This window comes from Klebsiella sp. MBT K-1 (assembly GCF_002556465.1).
Taxonomy (GTDB): Bacteria; Pseudomonadota; Gammaproteobacteria; order Enterobacterales; family Enterobacteriaceae; genus Klebsiella; species Klebsiella grimontii.
Window position 1 is genome coordinate 1 of record NZ_PDEL01000028.1, and the last position, 21,537, is coordinate 21,537.

The 21,537-nt window shown below is 57.1% G+C and carries 22 protein-coding genes and 1 riboswitch; of the genes, 13 read left to right on the forward strand and 9 right to left on the reverse strand.

Annotation, left to right across the window (positions count from 1 at the left end; translation table 11 throughout):
* Nucleotides 1-537: 537 nt before the first annotated feature.
* A complete protein-coding gene (gene purH / locus CMQ96_RS27205; RefSeq protein ID WP_024360697.1) occupies nucleotides 538-2,127 on the forward strand; it encodes a bifunctional phosphoribosylaminoimidazolecarboxamide formyltransferase/IMP cyclohydrolase in 1,590 nt (529 codons plus the stop codon).
* 15 nt (nucleotides 2,128-2,142) lie between these two features.
* Nucleotides 2,143-3,435, forward strand: coding sequence for a phosphoribosylamine--glycine ligase (purD, locus tag CMQ96_RS27210; protein ID WP_098067595.1), 1,293 nt, complete (start codon nucleotides 2,143-2,145; stop codon nucleotides 3,433-3,435).
* Here the strand turns inward: purD and zraR are convergent.
* Nucleotides 3,432-4,763: a sigma-54-dependent response regulator transcription factor ZraR gene (gene zraR / locus CMQ96_RS27215; protein WP_098067596.1), complete on the reverse strand. Its 1,332-nt coding sequence runs from the start codon at nucleotides 4,761-4,763 to the stop codon at nucleotides 3,432-3,434. The two genes, purD and zraR, sit on opposite strands and share 4 nt — an antisense overlap.
* Complete coding sequence (zraS, locus tag CMQ96_RS27220) at nucleotides 4,760-6,148, reverse strand: two-component system sensor histidine kinase ZraS (RefSeq protein ID WP_098067597.1); 1,389 nt, start codon at nucleotides 6,146-6,148, stop codon at nucleotides 4,760-4,762. Before zraS ends, zraR begins: the two co-directional genes overlap by 4 nt.
* Before the next feature lie 251 nt (nucleotides 6,149-6,399).
* Here zraS and zraP point away from each other — a divergent pair, with 251 nt between their 5' ends.
* Nucleotides 6,400-6,822 (forward strand): zinc resistance sensor/chaperone ZraP, encoded by a 423-nt coding sequence (zraP, locus tag CMQ96_RS27225; RefSeq protein ID WP_024360694.1) that lies wholly within the window; start codon nucleotides 6,400-6,402, stop codon nucleotides 6,820-6,822.
* Nucleotides 6,823-6,834: 12 nt separating this feature from the next.
* Here zraP and CMQ96_RS27230 read toward each other — a convergent pair whose 3' ends face one another.
* From CMQ96_RS27230 to nudC, 6 genes are all read right to left on the reverse strand, one after another.
* Nucleotides 6,835-7,527 carry a DUF1481 domain-containing protein gene (locus CMQ96_RS27230; RefSeq protein ID WP_004870522.1) on the reverse strand — a complete coding sequence of 231 codons (693 nt, stop codon included), beginning with the start codon at nucleotides 7,525-7,527 and terminating at the stop codon, nucleotides 6,835-6,837.
* Nucleotides 7,528-7,539: 12 nt separating this feature from the next.
* Nucleotides 7,540-7,812, reverse strand: a complete 273-nt coding sequence (gene hupA / locus CMQ96_RS27235; protein ID WP_004097675.1) for a nucleoid-associated protein HU-alpha — start codon at nucleotides 7,810-7,812, stop codon at nucleotides 7,540-7,542.
* A gap of 186 nt (nucleotides 7,813-7,998) precedes the next feature.
* Nucleotides 7,999-8,589, reverse strand: a complete 591-nt coding sequence (locus tag CMQ96_RS27240; protein WP_004097673.1) for a YjaG family protein — start codon at nucleotides 8,587-8,589, stop codon at nucleotides 7,999-8,001.
* Between the two features lie 42 nt (nucleotides 8,590-8,631).
* Nucleotides 8,632-9,303: a deoxyribonuclease V gene (gene nfi, locus CMQ96_RS27245; RefSeq protein WP_049087542.1), complete on the reverse strand. Its 672-nt coding sequence runs from the start codon at nucleotides 9,301-9,303 to the stop codon at nucleotides 8,632-8,634.
* A 9-nt stretch (nucleotides 9,304-9,312) separates the two neighbouring features.
* The gene (gene hemE / locus CMQ96_RS27250; protein WP_064411755.1) at nucleotides 9,313-10,377 is read right to left on the reverse strand and encodes a uroporphyrinogen decarboxylase; all 1,065 of its coding nucleotides are present in this window, start codon (nucleotides 10,375-10,377) and stop codon (nucleotides 9,313-9,315) included.
* A gap of 40 nt (nucleotides 10,378-10,417) precedes the next feature.
* Nucleotides 10,418-11,191, reverse strand: a complete 774-nt coding sequence (gene nudC, locus CMQ96_RS27255) for an NAD(+) diphosphatase (protein ID WP_004870513.1) — start codon at nucleotides 11,189-11,191, stop codon at nucleotides 10,418-10,420.
* A 95-nt stretch (nucleotides 11,192-11,286) separates the two neighbouring features.
* Here nudC and CMQ96_RS27260 point away from each other — a divergent pair, with 95 nt between their 5' ends.
* The 10 genes from CMQ96_RS27260 (at nucleotide 11,287) to CMQ96_RS27305 (ending at nucleotide 20,052) form a co-directional block, all read left to right on the forward strand.
* Nucleotides 11,287-11,784 carry an Rsd/AlgQ family anti-sigma factor gene (locus tag CMQ96_RS27260; RefSeq protein WP_004127603.1) on the forward strand — a complete coding sequence of 166 codons (498 nt, stop codon included), beginning with the start codon at nucleotides 11,287-11,289 and terminating at the stop codon, nucleotides 11,782-11,784.
* Between the two features lie 54 nt (nucleotides 11,785-11,838).
* Nucleotides 11,839-11,952: riboswitch (TPP riboswitch) on the forward strand.
* Nucleotides 11,953-12,037: 85 nt separating this feature from the next.
* Complete coding sequence (gene thiC / locus CMQ96_RS27265; RefSeq protein ID WP_049087539.1) at nucleotides 12,038-13,933, forward strand: phosphomethylpyrimidine synthase ThiC; 1,896 nt, start codon at nucleotides 12,038-12,040, stop codon at nucleotides 13,931-13,933.
* Nucleotides 13,933-14,568, forward strand: a complete 636-nt coding sequence (thiE, locus tag CMQ96_RS27270) for a thiamine phosphate synthase (RefSeq protein WP_004870507.1) — start codon at nucleotides 13,933-13,935, stop codon at nucleotides 14,566-14,568. The genes thiC and thiE overlap by 1 nt, the downstream gene beginning before the upstream one ends.
* On the forward strand, nucleotides 14,561-15,316 hold the full coding sequence (locus CMQ96_RS27275; protein WP_004870504.1) for a thiazole biosynthesis adenylyltransferase ThiF: 756 nt from the start codon (nucleotides 14,561-14,563) through the stop codon (nucleotides 15,314-15,316). Before thiE ends, CMQ96_RS27275 begins: the two co-directional genes overlap by 8 nt.
* Complete coding sequence (gene thiS / locus CMQ96_RS27280; RefSeq protein WP_004870502.1) at nucleotides 15,300-15,500, forward strand: sulfur carrier protein ThiS; 201 nt, start codon at nucleotides 15,300-15,302, stop codon at nucleotides 15,498-15,500. The genes CMQ96_RS27275 and thiS overlap by 17 nt, the downstream gene beginning before the upstream one ends.
* Nucleotide 15,501: 1 nt before the next feature.
* A complete protein-coding gene (gene thiG, locus CMQ96_RS27285) occupies nucleotides 15,502-16,272 on the forward strand; it encodes a thiazole synthase (protein ID WP_049132040.1) in 771 nt (256 codons plus the stop codon).
* Entirely contained in the window at nucleotides 16,269-17,402 is a 1,134-nt protein-coding gene (thiH, locus tag CMQ96_RS27290) for a 2-iminoacetate synthase ThiH (protein ID WP_098067598.1), read from the forward strand. Before thiG ends, thiH begins: the two co-directional genes overlap by 4 nt.
* A gap of 318 nt (nucleotides 17,403-17,720) precedes the next feature.
* A complete protein-coding gene (locus CMQ96_RS27295) occupies nucleotides 17,721-19,253 on the forward strand; it encodes a sensor domain-containing diguanylate cyclase (protein ID WP_098067599.1) in 1,533 nt (510 codons plus the stop codon).
* A gap of 172 nt (nucleotides 19,254-19,425) precedes the next feature.
* A complete protein-coding gene (locus tag CMQ96_RS27300) occupies nucleotides 19,426-19,731 on the forward strand; it encodes a PTS sugar transporter subunit IIB (RefSeq protein ID WP_004097653.1) in 306 nt (101 codons plus the stop codon).
* Between the two features lie 3 nt (nucleotides 19,732-19,734).
* Nucleotides 19,735-20,052 carry a PTS lactose/cellobiose transporter subunit IIA gene (locus CMQ96_RS27305; RefSeq protein ID WP_004870492.1) on the forward strand — a complete coding sequence of 106 codons (318 nt, stop codon included), beginning with the start codon at nucleotides 19,735-19,737 and terminating at the stop codon, nucleotides 20,050-20,052.
* A gap of 37 nt (nucleotides 20,053-20,089) precedes the next feature.
* Here the strand turns inward: CMQ96_RS27305 and CMQ96_RS27310 are convergent, their stop codons facing one another.
* A complete protein-coding gene (locus tag CMQ96_RS27310; RefSeq protein WP_004870490.1) occupies nucleotides 20,090-21,430 on the reverse strand; it encodes an anaerobic C4-dicarboxylate transporter in 1,341 nt (446 codons plus the stop codon).
* Nucleotides 21,431-21,537 lie beyond the last annotated feature (107 nt).

The window sequence follows — 21,537 nt, forward strand, 5'->3', positions numbered from 1 at the left end:
CTTTGAGTGCCCACACAGATTGTCTGATAAATTGTTAAAGAGCAGTGCAACGCGGCTTTCGCTCACCGTTGCGAGGTGGCGTATATTACGCTTTCCTCTTTCAGAGTCAACCCGTTATTTCAGGATTTTTTCTCTTCAACCGACCGGGTTGTTTGTGAAGTGATTCACATCTGCCGTGTCGATGGAGGCGCATTATAGGGAGTTCCCGAGCATCCGCAATAGTAAAATTGCAGAAAAATGACTGACTGCTGCATTCCCCAGCAAAACCCCTCTTTATACCCAGTTACGCACAGAATTATCCACAGATGACGAAAGGTGCCCCCTTATAAAGGCCATCTCTCTTCTCTATATAAGGTCTATATAAGGCGCGATCCGGGGGTAAAAAGAGAAAGATAAAAATTCGCGAGCGTTGCGCAAACGTTTTCGTTACAATGCCGCGCTATAACAAGGATGCCCGGTTGGGTGCGTTAGGTGAGTTTTTAGGCAAAAACTCACCTAACGCTCTCTGTAATATTCAAATCCTGGGGATTTAATACCATGCAACAACGTCGTCCAGTCCGCCGCGCCCTGCTCAGTGTTTCTGACAAGGCCGGTATCGTCGAATTCGCGCAGGCGCTTTCCGCTCGTGGTGTCGAGCTACTCTCTACGGGTGGTACCGCACGCCTGCTGGCTGAGAAAGGTCTGCCGGTGACCGAAGTCTCTGACTACACCGGTTTCCCGGAAATGATGGACGGACGCGTGAAGACTCTGCATCCGAAAGTTCACGGCGGCATTCTCGGCCGCCGCGGCCAGGATGACGGCATTATGCAACAGCACGGTATCGCCCCTATCGATATGGTGGTTGTTAACCTGTATCCGTTTGCTCAAACCGTGGCCCGCGAGGATTGCTCGCTGGAAGACGCGGTAGAGAACATTGATATCGGCGGCCCAACCATGGTTCGCTCGGCGGCGAAGAACCATAAAGATGTCGCCATTGTGGTGAAGAGCAGCGACTACGATGCCATTATTCAAGAGATGGATGCCAACGAAGGTTCCTTAACTCTCGATACCCGCTTCGACCTCGCCATTAAAGCATTCGAACACACCGCCGCCTACGACAGCATGATTGCCAACTACTTCGGCAGCATGGTTCCGGCCTATCACGGCGAGAGCAAAGAAGCCGCTGGCCGCTTCCCGCGCACCCTGAACCTGAACTTCATTAAGAAGCAGGATATGCGTTACGGTGAAAACAGCCACCAGCAGGCTGCCTTCTATATAGAAGAAGAAATCAAAGAAGCTTCCGTGGCGACCGCGCAGCAGGTTCAGGGCAAGGCCCTCTCTTATAACAACATCGCCGATACCGATGCGGCGCTGGAGTGTGTGAAAGAGTTTAGCGAGCCGGCCTGCGTTATCGTGAAGCACGCTAACCCGTGCGGCGTGGCGGTAAGCACCTCCCTTCTTGACGCCTACGACCGCGCGTATAAAACCGACCCGACCTCTGCCTTCGGCGGTATTATCGCCTTTAACCGCGAACTGGATGCCGAAACCGCGCAGGCCATCATCTCCCGCCAGTTTGTTGAAGTGATCATCGCGCCGACCGCGACGGAAGAAGCCCTGAAGATCACTGCCGCGAAACAGAACGTCCGCGTCCTGACCTGCGGTCAGTGGACGCAGCGCGTGCCGGGCCTGGACTTCAAACGCGTTAACGGCGGCCTGCTGGTTCAGGACCGCGACTTGGGTATGGTGACGGAAGGCGAACTGCGCGTGGTTTCCAAACGCCAGCCGACCGAGCAAGAGTTGCGTGACGCGCTGTTCTGCTGGAAAGTGGCGAAGTTCGTGAAGTCCAATGCCATCGTGTATGCCAAGGAGAACATGACCATCGGAATAGGCGCAGGCCAGATGAGCCGCGTTTACTCGGCCAAAATCGCCGGGATTAAAGCCGGTGATGAAGGTCTGGAAGTGAAAGGTTCGGCTATGGCCTCCGACGCCTTCTTCCCGTTCCGCGACGGTATTGATGCCGCCGCTGCCGTTGGCGTGAGCTGCGTCATTCAGCCTGGCGGTTCTATTCGCGACGAAGAGGTGATTGCCGCCGCCGATGAGCACGGCATCGCGATGATCTTCACCGATATGCGCCACTTCCGCCATTAATTTACGGAGCAGACGATGAAAGTATTAGTTATTGGCAACGGCGGGCGCGAGCACGCGCTGGCCTGGAAGGCCGCACAGTCACCGCTGGTTGATACCGTTTTTGTCGCCCCGGGTAACGCCGGTACCGCCCTGGAACCGGCGCTGCAGAACGTGGCTATCGGCGTCACCGATATTCCGGCGCTGCTGAGCTTTGCCCAGAACGAGAAGATTGACCTGACCATCGTTGGTCCGGAAGCGCCGCTGGTGATTGGCGTGGTAGATGCGTTCCGCGCCGCCGGGCTGAAAATCTTCGGTCCAACCGAAGGCGCAGCGCAGCTGGAAGGTTCCAAAGCCTTCACTAAAGATTTTCTCGCCCGTCATAAAATTCCGACGGCGGAGTATCAGAACTTTACAGAAATTGAGCCCGCTCTGGCGTACCTGCGTGAGAAAGGCGCGCCGATCGTCATTAAGGCCGACGGCCTGGCCGCTGGCAAGGGTGTGATTGTTGCCATGACGCAGGAAGAAGCGGAAGCCGCCGTTCACGACATGCTGGCAGGTAACGCCTTTGGCGACGCCGGACACCGCATCGTCATCGAAGAGTTTCTCGACGGCGAAGAAGCAAGCTTTATCGTGATGGTCGACGGCGAGCACGTCCTGCCGATGGCCACCAGCCAGGATCACAAACGCGTGGGCAATGGCGATACCGGCCCGAACACCGGCGGTATGGGCGCTTACTCTCCGGCACCGGTGGTAACCGATGAGGTTCACCAGCGCACCATGGAACGCATTATCTGGCCAACCGTTAAAGGTATGGCCGCGGAAGGGAACACCTACACCGGTTTCCTCTACGCGGGCCTGATGATCGACAAACAGGGTAATCCGAAGGTTATTGAGTTCAACTGCCGCTTTGGCGATCCGGAAACCCAGCCGATCATGCTGCGCATGAAATCGGATCTGGTGGATCTGTGCCTCGCCGCCTGCGACGGTAAGCTGAATGAGAAAACCTCCGAGTGGGACGAGCGCGCCTCGCTGGGCGTTGTAATCGCCGCCGGTGGCTATCCGGGCAACTACAGCACCGGCGATGAGATCCACGGCCTGCCGCTGGAAGAAGCGGCTGACGGTAAGGTCTTCCACGCCGGAACCAAACTTGCTGACGACGATCGCGTATTGACCAACGGCGGTCGGGTGCTGTGCGCTACCGCGCTGGGCCGCACCGTCGCTGAAGCGCAAAAGCACGCTTACGCCCTGATGAGCGATATCAGCTGGGACGGCAGCTTTAGCCGTAACGACATCGGCTGGCGCGCTATCGAACGTGAGCAAAACCGCTAACGGCTGAGCTTTGCCAGCAGCGTTTTGCGCGTAATGCCTAACCGACGGGCGGCTTCAGTTTTGTTGCCGCCCGTTCTTTCAAGTGCCGCCAGAATCGCTTCTTTCTCCACCTCCACCAGCGGTTGAATACTATCATCGCCGTGCGGCGCGTCCGCAACCGGCGTACCGGCAATCGCCAGCGGCAGCTCGCGTTCGGAGATGTACTCGCCGGTCAGCAGGACCACCGCCCGCTCCACCGCATTTTCCAGCTCGCGAATATTGCCCGGCCAGGCGTAGTGAATCAGCAAGTCCATCGCCTGTGGCGTAAACCCCTGTACCGCTTTGCGATTACGCTCGGCATACCGTTGCAGGAAATAGCGCGCCAGCGGGGGGATATCCTCCCTGCGATGACGCAGCGGCGGCATGTCGATAGTCACGACGTTCAGACGGTAGTAGAGATCCTGGCGAAAACGTCCGGCGCTGACCTCTTCGGCTAAATCCCGATGGGTGGCGGCAATCAGCCGTACGTCAACCGAAAGGGTCTGGTTGCTGCCCACGCGCTGCACTTCGCGCTCCTGAATCGCCCGCAGCAGGCGCACCTGCATCAACGGCGAAATGTCGCCTATCTCATCAAGGAACAGCGTACCGCCGTCCGCTTCAACGAAGCGCCCTTCTCGCCGTTTGTCCGCACCGGTAAACGCGCCCTTCTCATGGCCAAACAGCTCCGACTCCAGCAACGACTCGTTGAGCGCCGCACAGTTGAGGATCACCAGCGGCCTGCGGCTGCGAGCGCTGCTGGCGTGCAGCGCTCGCGCGACCAGCTCTTTCCCTGTGCCCGACTCGCCGTGAATTAATACCGTCGCATCGGAGGGCGCAACCAGGGCGATATTGTTCAGCAACGCCCGCATCGCCGGGCTATCCCCCACCATACCAAACTGGGCGGCGGGGGTCTCTGTGACGGGAGACTCGCTTAGCCGGGTGTGGGCCAACGCCTCGGATAGCGTCAGCTGCAGCTTGTCAAAGTCCAGCGGCTTAATAAGGTAGTCCAGCGCACCGGATTTCAGCGCCTCTACAGCGGTATCAACGCTGGAGTACGCGGTCATGATCAGAACGGGAATCGACGGATTGAAGGTTTTGATCTCTTTTAGCGTTTCGATGCCGTCCATCTCCGCCATGCGAATATCGCAAAGCACCAGATCAAAGACCTTCTCGCGCACCTTTTCCAGCGCCTGTAAGCCGTTGTTGGCCAGCGCAACCCGATAACCCCAGCCCCGCAACAGCGCCTGTAAGATAGTGCAGTGGCTAATGTCATCGTCCACCACCAGAATATCGACCTGCTCGCCACTCATCCTTGTTCATCCTTCTGTTGCCCATTAACCGGCAAATAGAACGTAAATAGCGCGCCCTTGCCGGGGGCGCTCTCGGCGTCAATTGTCCCGCCGTGCTGCTCAACGATGTTCTGCACCACCGCCAGGCCCAGCCCGGTGCCGTCGGCCTTGGTACTAAAGTACGGTGTGAAAATGGCCTGTAGCTGTTCCGCCGTCATTCCCTTGCCGCTGTCAGCAACGCTCACCTTGACTCGCCCATCGCCGCACTCCCTCACCGCCACCGTAATCACGCCCTCGCGGCCAATGGCATGGACAGCATTGAGATAAAGGTTAAGCAGCACCTGTTTCAAACGATCCGGATCGGCCTGGATGCGGCATAGCGCGGGCTGCGCGGTAAACGTCAGAGATATTGCCCGGCTGGCGGCATCCTGGCTAACCAGTTGAAGCGAATGCGTGATCACTTCATTTAAATCAACCGATTGATATTTTAAATGCGCCGGACGCACCAGTTCCAGCAGCTCGCTGACGACCCTGTTCAGGCGATCGGCTTCTCTGGCCATCACCAGAGCCAGCTGATGCGCTTCACCATCGGCTGGGGTTCGCTCGGCGAAATACTTGGCCAGCCCTTTTATGGATGATAGCGGGTTGCGGATTTCATGGGCGACCCCCGCGGCCAGATGACCGAGTGCCACCAGCTTTTCTTTTCGCGCCGTCGCCTCCTGCAGCTGCTTGCGTGAACGCTGATAGCGGCAGAACCAGAACTGCGCCAGCACCGTTGCTGCCATCACCACGCCTGCCGCGCAGAGCATAATGACCATATTGCGCAGGCCACGAGCATGGTCGGCATCCAGCTCGCGGGTATCAAAGGCAATAAAAATGACCTGGGGCGCCTGATTACGCAGATCGGCAGATTCGCGACGCATCATCATGCGCATATGATGCCCGCAGCCGTTAAGCGGGCGAAACTGACGATAAATCTCCAGCGCCGGCTCCGGTTGTTCGAGGCGGCGCCAGCGCTCCTCGCTACCGATATTCAGCTCCCGCAGGGTGCTGGCAGGATAGAGCGACTCACCGACCCGCCGCGGGTCGCTATGGGCGATAATTTTACCGTTCTCATCCGTCACCGCGAACCACAGCACGCCGGGCTGCCAGGCCATCTCCTCCAGCAGCGTCTGCAACTGGGAATGATGCATGCGCATTCCCATTCCGACCCGGGTTCCGGACTCAAGAGCGCGAATCAGCACGCTGCCTTTTTCCTGGATAGTCTGGCGTGCGGCTTCATTTTCACGGCCATAGTCACGCACGATTAAAGCGGAAAACAGGCATACCAGCAGCAAGATAAGGCCGGTTAACAACCAGCTCAGCCCAACGGCGACGGAATCCTTAGACAACCGCATCACGTTCATGACAACTCCCTTTCCTCAGACACCGCATAGCCCAGCAGAAATCATGCCACTATTCCGTCCCGTCTAACCTCTCCCTGGGCGCAAACCGGGAAGGCGATCGAGTAAAAATGACCCGCTGCGTCCTTTACCGCGAGTCATTTTTACTCGCTCCCGTCCGCTGAAAAGCATTCAACGCCCGATATCCTGCGGCCTTTCCACTCTGGCACGGAAGATGCAAATCACTGAGTAACCATAAGACAGGAGAATAAACTATGAAACGGAATAAAAAAATGACGCTGACGCTGATTGCCCTCGCCGCGCTGACTTTCGGCAGTAGCTCAGCCTGGGCAAGGCACCACTGGAATAACGGCAACGGTATGGGCCCCCAGGGCTATAACCAGCTGACGACCGACCAACAGGCCACTGCCCAGAAGCTGCATAATGATTTCTATGAACAAACCCGCGTTTTACGTCAGCAGCTCATATCAAAACGCTACGAATACAACGCGCTGTTAACCACGGATAAACCTGACAGCGCGAAAATCGAATCCGTCGCCCAGGAGATGGACGCTCTCGGTCAGAAGCTTGCCCAACAGCGGGTGAAGTTCGATCTCGCATTAGCGCAGGCGGGTATTCCTCGCGGCGAAGGTATGGGGTGTGGGGGCCGCGGTCATATGGGGATGAACCACTGGTAACACTGGTAAAGTTCAGAAGCTTTTTTCGGTCGGCTGCCAGGTACAGAAGTCTTCGTTTGCCACCAGCAGCAGCTGAGAGCCTTCCGGCGCTTCGAGCCATGCCACGCTCACCTCAACGGATGAGTGATTCTGGCGACGCTCAATATGCGCCAGCGCCAGCGTATCGAGGTCAGGCTTCACGGTCTGGCCTTCACAGGTCGTCACCGTCCTGTTGGCGTGCCAGCGCCCCTGCCGCAGCATAACGCGTCCCTGACGCAAGGCATCGCTGGTCTGGCGTATTTGCTCAGCGCGATAGCGGTATAGCGCGACCTGATCGCTGGAAAGCTGCTGCTTCTGGCCATCGATTTCACGCTGCATAAAGCTGAGCTCGCCCTGAGCATCAAAGCGGGCGCGAATATGTTCCGGCGGTTTGCCGTAGACGTTAAGTTCAATCAGCGCGAGCTGGCCATCCTGCCAGCGGTACTCGCTGGTCGAGGTATTACCATGACGCCATGGACTGAAGGCCGCAAGGAGATGGACCTCGCTGGCGGAATCTTTGCGCCAGATACGCATCGCCCCCTGGTTATCCGCATATCCGCTGGCGGTAAACGGCGGGAGAGAGGAATCATGGCTGCAGGCAGTGAGCAGCAATACGCCTACCAGCGCCAGCGTGCGGCGCCAGGTAGACAAAAGGGGCCGACAAGCCCCTTCGATAAAACTGTACACTGCCACGCGGTCTTACTTAACTGCGTCTTTCAGAGCTTTACCTGAAACAAATGCCGGTACGTTTGCTGCGGCGATTTTGATTTCATTACCGGTCTGCGGGTTGCGGCCAGTACGCTCAGCGCGGTGGTTCACTTTGAAGGTACCGAAACCAACCAGTTGAACAGCATCACCTTCTTTCAGAGACTCGGTAATTGCAGCCAGGGTAGATTCCAGGGCAGCTTTCGCCTGTGCTTTGGACAGGTCAGCTTTGTCCGCAATTACATCAATCAGTTGAGTCTTGTTCATAAGTTATCCTTACAATGTGTTTATCGCTTGCTAAGCATCGAGTGCGACGGAAATGCCTGAAAAGCACTCTCCTGCATACACGCACCGATAGCCACGTTTTTTCGCCCCCCAAATGTAGACCAGACGGGGGGCGGAATGGAAGCCTTCAGACGCTACAATTCAGGCGGTAAATCACGTTTTCTGGTCTCATTGCTGAAAATTTATACCAATATTGCTCTCGCCGGCCTCGCGAAGGTCTGCCCGTAGCCCTTTGATCAGTTCAATATCGCGTTCTTCGCAGTCGGCCAGAAGACGGAAAATCTCCCACTGAATATCCCACTCTTGTTCAACGGCCGGGTTTTCTTTGAGCTCTTCGTCGGTCATTTCGCGACCAGCCTGGGTCATTTCCAGCATCGCGACGGTGGTGATCGAACTCTTGCTGACTTCAATAGCATGTTCGAGCGTTTCGCCGCTAAGCCGCGAATGAATCAGTTCACTCAGTGCGACGCAGGCATCGATGGCCGGATAAACGCCGTACAGGTCGTAATCATCTGCGGCAGGAATCGCCTCTTCCAGCTTTTCCAGCTGGCTGTCGAAATTCACCTTCGCGTCTTTTACCGTCAGCGTTTCCCAGATCAGATCGAGGATACGGCGATAGAGCTGGCCATCGGCGAACTCAGTTTGCTGACAGAACATGGCGTAGTTGGGGTACATCCGCTCGCACAGGCAGGCCATAAAGGTCACGTGCTGCCAGCTTTCCAGCTTCTCCAGGCGCAGATGAATCGGGTTTTGTAACATGATGAAATCTCGAAGTCAGAAATTAGCCGCAGTGTACCTGAATCAGCCGTGATTTGCTTGCCAACGCACAAACGCCGGACGTCGGGACGCCACCGCATCAGCCCAGCGCGTCGGCTCAGGCAGGCGGTAGCCTTTCAGGCAGCGTTCTACCCACATCAGGGCGCTATCCAGGCCCACGCGGTGCCCGGTACTCACAAATAGGGGATTACAGCGCGTTTTACTGCGCAAAACCCACGCCAGCTGGTCGCCTTTATCCAGCAGTGGCGCCAGCGCGCCGGGCTCATCGCCCAGCGGCTCAAACTTACCGCACAGCCGTTTTTTTGCCACGCCGATAGTCGGCACATCCACCAGCAGGCCAAAATGGCTGGCGACGCCGAGGCGGCGCGGGTGGGAAATACCGTGGCCATCGACGAATAAGAGATCGGGTTTGTGCGAAAGCAGCTCCCACGCCGCCAGCAGCGCGGGAGTTTCGCGAAAGGAGAGGAAGCCGGGGATATAGGGCATTGTGGTCGCAACGCGCGCGACCTGATACTCCACCAGCTCCAGGGAGGGATAGCTCAGCAGTACCATCGCCGCCCGGGTCACCTCCCCCTCTTGCTCAAATCCAACATCCGCTCCGCCGATCAGCGTCGGCGGATCCTGTTCCAGCCGATCGCCTCGTTCAACCGATGCCGCCAGGCTGAGCTGCTGGGTGCGTAGCGATGATAAATCCATAATCACTCCTTAACGGTGGTATGGCGCTGACAACCGGTGCACAGCCTCCACAAATACGCCCGCGTGTTCCGGGTCGACATCCTGATGGATTCCGTGCCCGAGGTTAAAGACATGGCCTTCGCCCTGGCCAAACCCGGCGAGAATGGTCGCCACCTCTTCTTCGATGCGCGCCGGAGGGGCATACAGCATCGAGGGATCCATATTGCCCTGCAGGGCGACTTTATGGCCGACGCGACGCCGCGCATCGGCGATATCGGTAGTCCAGTCGAGCCCCAGCGCATCGCAGCCGGTTTCCGCCATCGCTTCCAGCCACTGCCCGCCGCCTTTGGTAAACAGCGTGATCGGCACGCGACGGCCATCGTTTTCACGCAGCAGACCATCAACGATTTTGTGCATGTAATAGAGCGAGAACTGCTGGTAATCCCGGCCGGTCAGCGCGCCGCCCCAGGTATCAAAAATCATCACCGACTGCGCGCCCGCTTTGATTTGCGCATTCAGATACAACGTGACGCTTTTCGCCAGCTTATCGAGCAGCGCATGCAGGGCCTGCGGTTCGGCGTACATCATCTTTTTGATCACCGTAAACGCTTTGCTGCTGCCGCCTTCAACCATATAGGTCGCCAGCGTCCACGGGCTGCCGGAAAAGCCAATCAGCGGCACTTCCCCCTTCAGCTCACGGCGAATCGTGCGCACGGCGTTCATCACGTAGCCAAGTTCATCTTCCGGGTCGGGAACCGGTAATTTATCGACATCCGCTTTACAGGTGACGGGCGAGGTAAAACGCGGCCCTTCCCCGGCTTCGAAATAGAGCCCCAGCCCCATGGCATCCGGGATAGTGAGAATGTCCGAGAAGAGGATAGCCGCATCCAGCTTATAGCGACGCAGCGGCTGCAGCGTGACCTCGCAGGCCAGCTCGGCGTTTTTACACAGCGACATAAAATCGCCCGCTTCGGCGCGGGTGGCTTTATATTCCGGTAAATAGCGGCCCGCCTGACGCATCATCCACACCGGGGTGACATCAACCGGCTGGCGTAGCAGCGCGCGCAGGTAACGATCGTTCTTCAGTTCGGTCATTTTTACATTCCTTTAGCGTTGATGCGCCAAGTGTAACATGTCACTCATACTCTGCCCGACACATCGCCACGGTATCTTCAATCAGGCGGCGCGCCACGGTGCCCGGCGGCGGCAAAAGCGGCAAATCGTCATAGCGATACCACCCCGCCTCCAGCAGCTCTTTCTTGTCGATGACAATCTCGCCGCTATCGTACTCGGCCATAAACGCGGTCATCAGCGATTGCGGGAACGGCCAGGGCTGAGAGGTCACGTAGCGCAGATTTTTCACTTTAATGCCGCTCTCTTCCATCACCTCGCGGGCAACGGTCTGCTCCAGGGTCTCACCCACTTCGACAAACCCGGCCAGCACCGTGTGCACGCCGTTGCGATGGCGGGTATGCTGCGCCAGCAGAATAGCGTCATCCCGACGGATGGCGACGATGATGCAGGGGGCGATTTGTGGGTAATAACGTTCGCGGCAGTGGCTGCACAGCATCGCCCATTCGGTTTTGCTGGGATGCATCGGATGGCCGCAGTAGCCGCAGAATTTGTGCGAGCGGTAGAACTCCGCCAGTTGGATCCCGCGTCCCGCCAGTTGAAAAAGGCCAGCATCCTGATCGAGCACCTGACGCAGCGATCCCATCTCATGCCGGCGATCCTGGCGTACCAGCCACACCGGCTCGCCCTGCCATTCTCCGATTCGCAGCGCGGGCTGGCCAGCAAGATTAAAATTTACCGCTTCGCCATAGGGTAATTCCCCGTCGGGCAACCATAATTTCTGTTCGTGGCTGACGATCCACCAGCCGCGATCTAATTTTTCAATAATACGATCCATATCTATTGCACTACCTTTATTTTACTGGCACTTTTAACATTAAATTTACATTTTGGTGAGCAACGTATTTCTCTTAAATCCTTGCGGAGTCAACCATGTTAAACCAGCTGGAAAACCTGACGGAACGTGTTGGAGGCAGCAATAAACTGGTCGATCGCTGGCTACAAGTACGTAAGCATTTGCTTGTGGCTTACTACAACCTGGTTGGCCTGAAGCCTGGCAAAGAATCCTTTATGCGGCTTAATGAGAAAGCGCTGGACGATTTTTGTCAAAGCCTGGTGGACTACCTCTCCTCCGGCCATTTTAATATTTATGAACGCTTTATCGGCGAATTGGAAGGCGATACGCCACTTTTAGCCGCCACGAAGATTTATCCACAGCTGCAGGCTAATACCCAGCAGATCATGGATTACTACGACTCCTGCCTCGAAAACGCCATCGATCACGATAACTACCTCGAGTTCCAGCAGGCGCTGTCGGATATCGGCGAAGCGCTGGAAGCGCGCTTTGCGCTGGAAGATAGCCTGATCGCCCTCGCCGTCGCCCACAGTCAAAAAGATAACGTCAGCGACAATATCGCGCCGACCGCTTGAGTTGTGAGCCATTAACGCGTAGTTTACATACATTCCCCCTCGCTGAGAGGGGATGTCATCTTGTCGGAGTGCCCATTTTCCACACTGGAAAAGGCTGAGACCGTTTATTCGGGATCCGCGGAACCTGATCAGGCTAATACCTGCGAAGGGAACAAGAGTAAACTGCGTTTAGCGTCAGCCTCTTCAGGGCCGATCGCATCTGTTACTCCATCCGTCGTCTGGCAAGCCATATCCTGTTTAACTGGAATGAGCTATGTCTACAACAAAACTCACGCGTCGAGAGCAACGCGAACACGCCCAGCGCTTTATCGACACGCTGGAAGGTACCGCATTTCCCAATTCGCAGCGCATCTATATCCACGGTTCGCGGGAAGATATTCGCGTCCCGATGCGCGAAATCCAGCTTAGCCCGACCCTTATCGGCGGCAGCAAAGATAATCCGCAATACGAAGCGAATGAAGCGATTCCGGTCTATGACACCTCCGGCCCCTACGGCGATCCGCACATCGCGATTAACGTTGAGCAGGGTCTGAAAAAACTGCGTCAGCCATGGATTGATGCGCGTCGCGATTGTGAAGAACTCAACGACCGCAGTTCGGCGTATACCAAACAGCGGCTGGCGGATGATGGCCTCAACGAGCTGCGCTTTACCGGCCTGCTCACCCCCAGGCGCGCCATGGTCGGGAAATGCGTGACTCAGCTGCACTACGCCCGGCAGGGGATTGTCACCCCGGAGATGGAGTTCATCGCCATTCGCGAAAATATGGGCCGCGAGCGTATTCGTGGCGAAGTGTTGCGCCGGCAGCATCCGGGCGTTGGGTTTGGCGCGCGGCTGCCGGAGAATATCACCCCGGAGTTTGTGCGCGCTGAAGTCGCCGCCGGGCGCGCGATTATCCCGGCCAATATAAATCATCCAGAATCCGAGCCGATGATTATTGGCCGCAACTTCCTCGTGAAGGTTAACGCCAATATCGGCAACTCGGCGGTCACCTCGTCGATAGAAGAAGAGGTCGAGAAGCTGGTGTGGGCGACGCGCTGGGGAGCGGATACGGTGATGGACCTTTCCACCGGCCGCTATATTCACGAGACCCGCGAGTGGATCCTGCGTAATAGCCCGGTACCGATCGGTACGGTGCCGATCTACCAGGCGCTGGAGAAGGTCAACGGGATTGCCGAAGATCTTACCTGGGAAGCTTTCCGCGATACGCTGCTCGAGCAGGCTGAGCAAGGGGTGGACTACTTTACCATCCACGCGGGCGTGCTGCTGCGCTACGTGCCGATGACCGCCAGGCGCCTGACCGGCATCGTCTCCCGCGGCGGCTCAATCATGGCGAAATGGTGCTTATCCCATCATCAAGAGAACTTTCTCTATCAGCATTTCCGCGAAATTTGCGAAATCTGCGCCGCCTATGACGTCTCGCTGTCATTGGGCGATGGCCTGCGTCCCGGCTCGATTCAGGATGCCAACGACGAAGCGCAGTTCGCCGAGCTGCACACCCTGGGCGAACTGACCAAAATCGCCTGGGAGTATGACGTGCAGGTAATGATCGAAGGCCCGGGCCATGTGCCGATGCAGATGATTCAGCGCAATATGACCGAAGAGCTGGAGCACTGCCACGAAGCGCCTTTCTACACCTTAGGGCCGCTCACCACCGATATCGCACCGGGCTACGACCACTTCACTTCGGGTATCGGCGCCGCCATGATCGGCTGGTTCGGCTGCGCGATGCTCTGCTACGTGACGCCAAAAGAGCACCTCGGCCTGCCGAATAAAGAAGACGTTAAGCAGGGACTGATTACCTACAAAATCGCCGCCCACGCCGCCGACCTCGCCAAAGGCCATCCCGGCGCGCAGATCCGCGATAACGCCATGTCGAAAGCACGCTTCGAGTTCCGCTGGGAAGACCAGTTCAACCTGGCGCTCGACCCGTTCACCGCTCGCGCTTACCACGACGAAACCCTGCCGCAGGAGTCCGGCAAAGTCGCCCACTTCTGCTCCATGTGCGGTCCCAAATTTTGTTCAATGAAGATAAGCCAGGAAGTTCGCGACTATGCCGCCGCACAGACCATCGAAGTGGGGATGGCCGATATGTCGGATACCTTTCGCGCCCGCGGCGGCGAGATCTACCTGAAAAAGGAGGAAGCCTGATGTATCAACCCGATTTTCCCGCAGTTCCTTTCCGCCTGGGGCTTTATCCGGTCGTCGATAGCGTTGCGTGGATCGAACGCTTGCTGGACGCGGGCGTTCGCACTATCCAGCTGCGTATCAAGGATAAACGCGATAGCGAAGTCGAAGACGATGTGGTTGCCGCGATCGCGCTGGGGCGCAAATATGATGCGCGGCTGTTTATTAATGATTACTGGCGCCTGGCCATCAAACATCAGGCCTATGGCGTGCATTTAGGCCAGGAGGATCTGGAAACCACCGATCTCAGCGCCATCCGCAACGCCGGGCTGCGCCTGGGGGTTTCCACGCATGACGATATGGAAATTGATATCGCGCTGGCGGCTCGTCCCTCTTACATCGCCCTTGGGCACGTTTTTCCAACGCAAACCAAGCAGATGCCCTCCGCCCCCCAGGGACTGGAGCAGCTCGCGCAGCATATTCAGCGTCTGGGCGATTATCCGACCGTGGCGATTGGCGGCATCAGCCTTGAACGCGCCCCGGCGGTACTGGCGACCGGCGTCGGCAGCGTTGCGGTGGTCAGCGCCATTACTCAGGCGGCCGACTGGCGACAGGCAACGGCTCGGCTGCTCGAGATAGCGGGAGCCGGTGATGAATGACAGCGATTTTATGCGCTATAGCCGCCAGCTGCTGCTGGAGGATATCGCCATTGAAGGCCAGCAAAAGCTGCTGGCCAGCCGGGTGCTGCTCGTGGGTCTCGGCGGGCTGGGCTCTCCCGCCGCGCTCTATCTGGCCGGGGCCGGCGTCGGCACGCTGGTGCTGGCCGACGATGACGACGTGCACGTCAGCAACCTGCAGCGGCAAATTTTGTTCACCAGCGATGATATCTCGCGCTCCAAAGCCGCTGCCGCCAGGGCCCGGCTGGCTCGCCTTAATCCGCAGATTGAGCTGATTGCGCTGAAGCAGCGTTTAGGCGGAGAGGCCCTGCAGGATGAAGTGGCGAAGGCCGATGTGGTACTGGATTGCACCGATAACATGGCGACCCGACAGGCGATCAATGCCGCCTGCGTCGCGCTTCAAACCCCGCTGATTACCGCCAGCGCCGTCGGGCTGGGGGGCCAGTTGATGGTACTGACGCCGCCGTGGGACCAGGGCTGCTATCGCTGCCTGTGGCCGGACGCTAACGAGCCCGAACGCAACTGCCGTACGGCGGGCATCATCGGCCCGGTGGTCGGCATGATGGGCACGTTACAGGCGCTGGAGGCCATCAAGCTGCTCGCCGGCATGGCCACGCCGCGTAACGCTCTGCGCCTGTTCGATGCCCGCACCAGCAGCTGGCGCACTCTCGCGCTCCAGCGGGCTCAGGGTTGTCCGGTCTGTGGAGGGCAGCATGCAGGTGTGGTTTAACGATGAACCGTTGCAGTGCGCCGAAGCGACCTCCGTCGCCGCTCTGCTCACGCAGCTGGAACAGCAGCAGCCGGGCGTCGCGTTGGCGCTCAATCAATGCATCCTACCGCGTGAACGGTGGGAAGATCATCTTTTGCAGGAAGGCGACCAAATCCTGCTTTTTCAGGTTATTGCTGGAGGCTGATATGTTACGTATTGCGGATAAAACGTTTGAGTCCCATCTTTTCACCGGCACCGGTAAATTCGCTGCCCCCGACGTCATGGTGGAGGCCATTCGCGCCTCCGGCAGCCAGCTGGTAACGCTGGCGATGAAGCGCGTCGATCTTCGTCAGCATAATGACGCGATCCTCGCGCCGCTGTTGGCGGCTGGCGTTAGCCTGCTGCCCAACACCTCCGGCGCCAAAACGGCGGAAGAAGCGGTCTTTGCCGCCCGTCTGGCGCGGGAAGCGCTGGGTACTCACTGGCTGAAACTGGAAATTCACCCGGACGCCCGCTGGCTGCTCCCCGACCCGATTGAAACGCTGAAAGCGGCGGAAATTCTGGTACGGGAAGGCTTCGTGGTGCTGCCCTACTGCGGCGCCGATCCGGTGCTGTGCAAACGTCTGGAAGAAGCGGGCTGCGCGGCGGTGATGCCGCTCGGCGCGCCAATTGGCTCCAATCAGGGACTGGAAACCAAAGCGATGCTGGAAATTATTATCGAGCAGGCCACGGTCCCGGTGGTCGTTGATGCGGGTATAGGCGTACCGAGCCACGCGGCGCAGGCGCTGGAAATGGGCGCTGACGCGGTACTGGTGAATACCGCCATCGCCGTGGCCGACGATCCGGTAACCATGGCCCGCGCCTTCCGCTTAGCGATCGATGCCGGATTGCTGGCGCGGCAGGCTGGCCCGGGCGCGCGCAGCACGCAGGCGCAGGCCACCAGCCCGCTGACCGGCTTTCTGGAGGCGCGGGTATGAACACCTTCACTGACCGTTGGCGGCAGCTGGACTGGGACGACATTCGCCTGCGGATCAACGGGAAAACTCCCGCCGACGTTGAACGCGCCCTGGCGGCCAAACAGCTTAGCCGCGACGATATGATGGCCCTGCTCTCGCCCGCCGCCGCGGATTATCTGGAGCCTCTGGCCCAGCGCGCCCAGCGCCTGACTCGCCAGCGCTTTGGCAATACCGTCAGCTTTTATGTCCCGCTGTATCTCTCGAATCTGTGCGCCAACGACTGTACCTACTGCGGTTTCTCAATGAGTAACCGCATCAAGCGCAAGACCCTGGATGAAACGGAAATTGCCCGTGAATGCGCGGCGATCCGCGCAATGGGCTTTGAGCATCTGCTGCTGGTCACCGGCGAACATCAGGGCAAAGTCGGCATGGACTATTTTCGTCAACATCTGCCCGCGATTCGCCGCCAGTTCGCCTCGCTGCAGATGGAGGTTCAGCCGCTGGCGATGGAAGAGTACGCCGAGCTGAAAACCCTCGGCCTGGACGGAGTGATGGTCTATCAGGAGACCTATCATGAAAGCATGTATGCGAAACATCATCTGAAAGGGAAAAAGCAGGACTTTTTCTGGCGGCTGGATACGCCGGACAGGCTCGGACAGGCGGGGATTGATAAAATTGGCCTTGGCGCATTAATTGGCCTCTCCGACAGCTGGCGGGTGGATTGCTTTATGGTGGCGGAACATCTGCTGTGGCTCCAGCAGCACCACTGGCGAAGCCGCTACTCCATCTCCTTTCCGCGGCTGCGCCCTTGCGCCGGGGGAATCGAGCCCGCCTCTTTAATGGATGAACGACAGCTGGTGCAGACCATCTGCGCTTTCCGCCTGCTGGCTCCGGAAGTGGAGCTCTCGCTCTCCACCCGCGAATCCCCCTGGTTCCGCGATCGGGTGATCCCGCTGGCCATCAACAACGTCAGCGCATTTTCGAAAACCCAGCCCGGCGGATATGCCGATAACCATCCTGAGCTGGAGCAGTTCGCGCCTCATGATGACCGTCGCCCGGAAGAGGTCGCCCGCGCGCTGGTGGCCAGCGGGCTGCAGCCGGTATGGAAGGATTGGGATAGCTGGCTGGGACGCGCTTCCCAGTCGTCATGATGAAGAATGTCATTTCTTAAATGTTCTTCGCGCACGATCGTAATAAGAGAAACGGAAGATTGTGGTTATATTTCCGTTTCTCTATTCTGCCCTCGTCAGCAACGGATGCTGTCCAGGGCGAATAATAGCTCTTCCTCATTTCGCCCTGCTCCATCTCTGCGCCGCAAGGGTAATTCTATTAATATCGAATATTAATCAGCCCATATCACAACGTCAGAGTTATAATTATCGGAGTTTTATCTGATTCGCTCAGCAGGCATGCTGGCTAAACCTGCGTCTTCACCCACGGTTTAACGCTTCTGGAACGATTTACGACTCATGGCTCGTCATAATAGAAAGCTCTCTTTCACCACGCCGATCGTCATCGGGTTTGCGGGTATTTTAATCAGCTTCCTGCTTATCGCGGTGTTTGCCACGATGACCCAGAGGAAAGATTTTCTCGAAGATTATCATCACATTAACCGCAACTTTACCCACAATATGGCGACCAACTACACGGAGACGCTGCTGCGGGGCAACGATTTTATCCTCACCCGCGCCACGACGTTCTTTGCGCGTAATGACGAGCTGAACAATGCGGTGAACGTTAATCCTGAAAAGGGCCTGATGCAGTTGATGCAGCTGCAAAATATGATGCAGACCGTTTCGTCCATCTCGCTGGCGGATACCAACGGGCACTATCTGCGCGCGCCCGAAGTCCTTGAGACCGAAGACAGCCAGTCCTTCGATGCCAAATCGAGACCATGGTTTATTAAGCAAGCGCAAGCCAGTACCTTCAGCCTGTATACCAGCCCGTACATCGACTACTTCACGCATCATCCGACCATTACCCTCTATAAACCCATTATTTCCCCGGAAGGGCGGCTGAAGGGCAGCCTCGCTTTTCATCTCGATCTGACCTCAATGGGCTACGCGTTACGGCAAATGGTCGCCCCGGTTCAGGGGGAATTTTTTGTGGTGCAACGCGATGGTAAAGTCGTTCTCCATCCCGACCCTGGCGCCTTATTCAAACCCTACGTCAGTGAAGCCTTGATGGACAGAATGACCAGCGGTGAAGGCCAGCTTTATGACGCGGTGACCGACGGCTGGTACTATTACTATTCCTTTACCAACCCCGACTGGTTTGTCATTTATCGGGTCGATAACTCGACGCTGGTCAACTTAACGCGCCATGAAACGGATATCGTTGCCTGGAGCTTTGCCCTGGCCGCGATCGTCATCGTGCTGTTTGGCCTGTATCTACGCCATGCTTCACGTACGGTGTTAATGAACATCATCAACGCCATTAAAACCGGAGATGTTCAGCGCGCCCCGCGCCTGGAAGCGATGCTCAGCAAAGCCATCGAGAGCAATAAGCAGCGTGAGTTAACCTATGTTCGCCAGGCGACCATCGATGCATTAACCGGCTGCAAAAACCGACGCGCCTTCGATAGCGATATCGCCGCGCTGATGAACGATCATCACCCTTTCGCTCTCGCACTGGTTGATATTGATAACTTCAAAACGATAAACGACACCTGGGGTCATCTCAACGGTGATATCGTTCTACGCAACGTCGCCCGCGAAGGGCTGCAGATCCTCCAGCCCCTGCAAATTTCACTTTACCGCTACGGCGGCGAAGAGTTTGCGGTGATATTTTCCGACGAGCATATTGATAACGCTCTGGTGCTGCTGGAAAGCTGGAGAGCCAGCGTCGCGCAGCGCTCCTGGCGTGAAGAAGGATTGACCGTCACCTTTAGCGCAGGCCTGGGCGAATGGAATATGGAGCCCCTGGAGCAGCTTGTCGTGCGCGTTGATGAAGCGCTTTATAAAGCCAAGCAGCAGGGCAAGAATCGTATCGTTCGTACCTAAGAGAGCCCGTTGCTATAGGCCCGGCCGCGCGGGCTTTTACCGTTTTCAACCCCAAATCCGAAACCGGTTTCATTATTTTGTGATGACTTACACACAATCGCCGTAAAGCGGTTGTCCCACCCGCCAGCCCGCGATAAAGATGGTACATCAAGGAACATAAGGGCCATCAATTATGAAGAATATCGTTTTATGCTGTGCCGCAGGTATGTCCACCAGCATGCTGGTTCAACGAATGCAGGCCGCTGCGCAACAAAAAGGCGTGGAAGTCTCGATCAAAGCCGTACCGGTTGCCGAGTTTAAAGATAATCTTGCGGCTGCCGATATTATCCTGCTCGGTCCTCAGGTGAAGTACGAGCAAGCCAAGCTACAGGCTATGGCCGACCCGTTTGGGAAAAAAGTCGCCGTTATCGATATGATGGATTACGGCATGATGAAAGGCGATGCCGTGCTTGATAAAGCCCTGAAGTTGATGGAGTAAGAGATGGAAGATTTAGAAACGATCATCATGGAGCTGCTGGTTAACGCCGGTTCAGCGCGCAGCTCGGCTTTAACCGCTCTGCAGCTGGCGCGTAAAGGCGATTTTGCCGCCGCCGAACAGGCGATGACGGAATCCCACGAATTCGTCAAGCATGCGCACAAAATCCAGACCCAGCTGATTGGCATGGATGAAGGCAGCGGCAAGCTTCCGGTTAACCTGATTACCGTACACTCTCAGGATCACCTGATGAACGCGATGGTCATTCAGGATCTAGCAACCGACATGATTGAACTCTATCGCCGAATTCCGCTCGCCCAATAACGTCAACAGGCGCCGCTACCGGCGCCTGAATCCTCTCTTAAAGAAATCCGTACATTGCCGCAAACACCCAACCAAAGACGCAAGAGACGCTGACGCCAATAAGTCCGGGCAGAATAAAGCTATGGTTAATCACAAAGCGGCCGATATGCGTCGTACCTGAGCGATCGAACTGAATCGCCGCCAGATCGCTTGGGTAGGTCGGCAGAATATAGTAACCGTAGCAGGCTGGCGCGGAAGCGACGATGTAGGCCGGGTCGACGCCAATCGCCAACGCCACCGGGACAATCGCCGCCAGGGCAGCCGCCTGGGAGTTAACAAACTTCGATACCAGCAGCAGAACGATGGCGTAGGCCCACGGGTACTCCTTCACCATCTCCCCGAGCACGCCTTTAATCTCGGTCATATGCGCGCCGAACATGGTCTCCGCCATCCACGCGATGCCGTATACGGCCACGATAGCGATCATGCCGGAACGGAAAACCTCATTTTTGGAAATCGAAGCCGGGTTGGTTTTCGTAATAATGATGATGAGCGCTCCGGAGAGCAGCATAAACATCTGGATCACCAGCACCATCGACAGCGCTTTACCGTCGACAACCGGACGCAGTTCGGAGAAGGCGCCGAGTAAGGCAACCACCGCTATCGAGGCCAGAAAAATCCACATCGCGATCCAGTTACTGGTCGGAAGCTTCTTATCCAGCAACGTGGCCGTGTCGCCATAAACGTAGTGGCGGTTTTCCGGTACTGCGATAAAGGCCTGGAACTCCGGATCTTTATCGAGATCTTTGCCGCGAAACCAGCTGAAGATACCAATGGCCAGAATCCCCAGCAGCGTGGACGGAATGGTTATTGCCAGCAGATCGAGAAACTCAAGGTGCTTACCGTTAAAGGTAAAATTGCCAAGCATCGCCACCAGCGAGACGACCGCTACGGAAACCGGGCTGGCGATGATCCCCATCTGCGCGCCGATCGAGCTGGCGGCCATGGGGCGCTCCGGACGAATATTATTTTTGATGGCGACATCATAAATAATCGGCAGGATGGTATATACCACGTGCCCCGTGCCGCAAAGAATCGTCAGCGTACAGGTGACGAATGGCGCGACGATCGAGACATATTTCGGGTTTCGCCGCAGGAGCTTCTCGGCAATCTGCAGCATGACGTCTAACCCACCGGAAGCCTGCAGCGTCGCCGATGCGGCCACTACGGCGATAATCACCAGCATGACATCGACGGGAGGTTTTCCGGGCTTAAGATGAAAAACAAAGACCAGGATGACTAAGCCAATTCCGCCCAAAAGGCCGAGCGCAATGCCGCCCTTTTTCGCGCCATAGAACAGACAAATTAAGATAATGATAAGTTGTATAGCAAATTCCATACATCCCCCAGAAGCTATCCATTAAATAACGACAATACTCTCCGCTTTGTTTTTATTTGTTCACCTCCTCCATCGCCTTTTTGACGGGCGTAACCATCCCCTCGGCT

Excerpts from the sequence above, each read along its gene's own strand:
- purD (WP_098067595.1), top strand. The coding sequence starts at position 2,143 with ATGAAAGTATTAGTTATTGGCAACGGCGGGCGCGAGCACGCGCTGGCC.
- CMQ96_RS27310 (WP_004870490.1), bottom strand. The coding sequence starts at position 21,430 with ATGGAATTTGCTATACAACTTATCATTATCTTAATTTGTCTGTTCTAT.
- CMQ96_RS27300 (WP_004097653.1), top strand. The coding sequence starts at position 19,426 with ATGAAGAATATCGTTTTATGCTGTGCCGCAGGTATGTCCACCAGCATG.
- nudC (WP_004870513.1), bottom strand. The coding sequence starts at position 11,191 with ATGGATCGTATTATTGAAAAATTAGATCGCGGCTGGTGGATCGTCAGC.
- zraS (WP_098067597.1), bottom strand. The coding sequence starts at position 6,148 with ATGAACGTGATGCGGTTGTCTAAGGATTCCGTCGCCGTTGGGCTGAGC.
- CMQ96_RS27295 (WP_098067599.1), top strand. The coding sequence starts at position 17,721 with ATGGCTCGTCATAATAGAAAGCTCTCTTTCACCACGCCGATCGTCATC.
- thiC (WP_049087539.1), top strand. The coding sequence starts at position 12,038 with ATGTCTACAACAAAACTCACGCGTCGAGAGCAACGCGAACACGCCCAG.
- hemE (WP_064411755.1), bottom strand. The coding sequence starts at position 10,377 with ATGACCGAACTGAAGAACGATCGTTACCTGCGCGCGCTGCTACGCCAG.
- hupA (WP_004097675.1), bottom strand. The coding sequence starts at position 7,812 with ATGAACAAGACTCAACTGATTGATGTAATTGCGGACAAAGCTGACCTG.
- zraR (WP_098067596.1), bottom strand. The coding sequence starts at position 4,763 with ATGAGTGGCGAGCAGGTCGATATTCTGGTGGTGGACGATGACATTAGC.
- thiH (WP_098067598.1), top strand. The coding sequence starts at position 16,269 with ATGAACACCTTCACTGACCGTTGGCGGCAGCTGGACTGGGACGACATT.
- CMQ96_RS27240 (WP_004097673.1), bottom strand. The coding sequence starts at position 8,589 with ATGTTACAAAACCCGATTCATCTGCGCCTGGAGAAGCTGGAAAGCTGG.
- purH (WP_024360697.1), top strand. The coding sequence starts at position 538 with ATGCAACAACGTCGTCCAGTCCGCCGCGCCCTGCTCAGTGTTTCTGAC.
- thiS (WP_004870502.1), top strand. The coding sequence starts at position 15,300 with ATGCAGGTGTGGTTTAACGATGAACCGTTGCAGTGCGCCGAAGCGACC.
- thiE (WP_004870507.1), top strand. The coding sequence starts at position 13,933 with ATGTATCAACCCGATTTTCCCGCAGTTCCTTTCCGCCTGGGGCTTTAT.
- thiG (WP_049132040.1), top strand. The coding sequence starts at position 15,502 with ATGTTACGTATTGCGGATAAAACGTTTGAGTCCCATCTTTTCACCGGC.
- zraP (WP_024360694.1), top strand. The coding sequence starts at position 6,400 with ATGAAACGGAATAAAAAAATGACGCTGACGCTGATTGCCCTCGCCGCG.
- CMQ96_RS27260 (WP_004127603.1), top strand. The coding sequence starts at position 11,287 with ATGTTAAACCAGCTGGAAAACCTGACGGAACGTGTTGGAGGCAGCAAT.
- CMQ96_RS27305 (WP_004870492.1), top strand. The coding sequence starts at position 19,735 with ATGGAAGATTTAGAAACGATCATCATGGAGCTGCTGGTTAACGCCGGT.
- nfi (WP_049087542.1), bottom strand. The coding sequence starts at position 9,303 with ATGGATTTATCATCGCTACGCACCCAGCAGCTCAGCCTGGCGGCATCG.
- CMQ96_RS27275 (WP_004870504.1), top strand. The coding sequence starts at position 14,561 with ATGAATGACAGCGATTTTATGCGCTATAGCCGCCAGCTGCTGCTGGAG.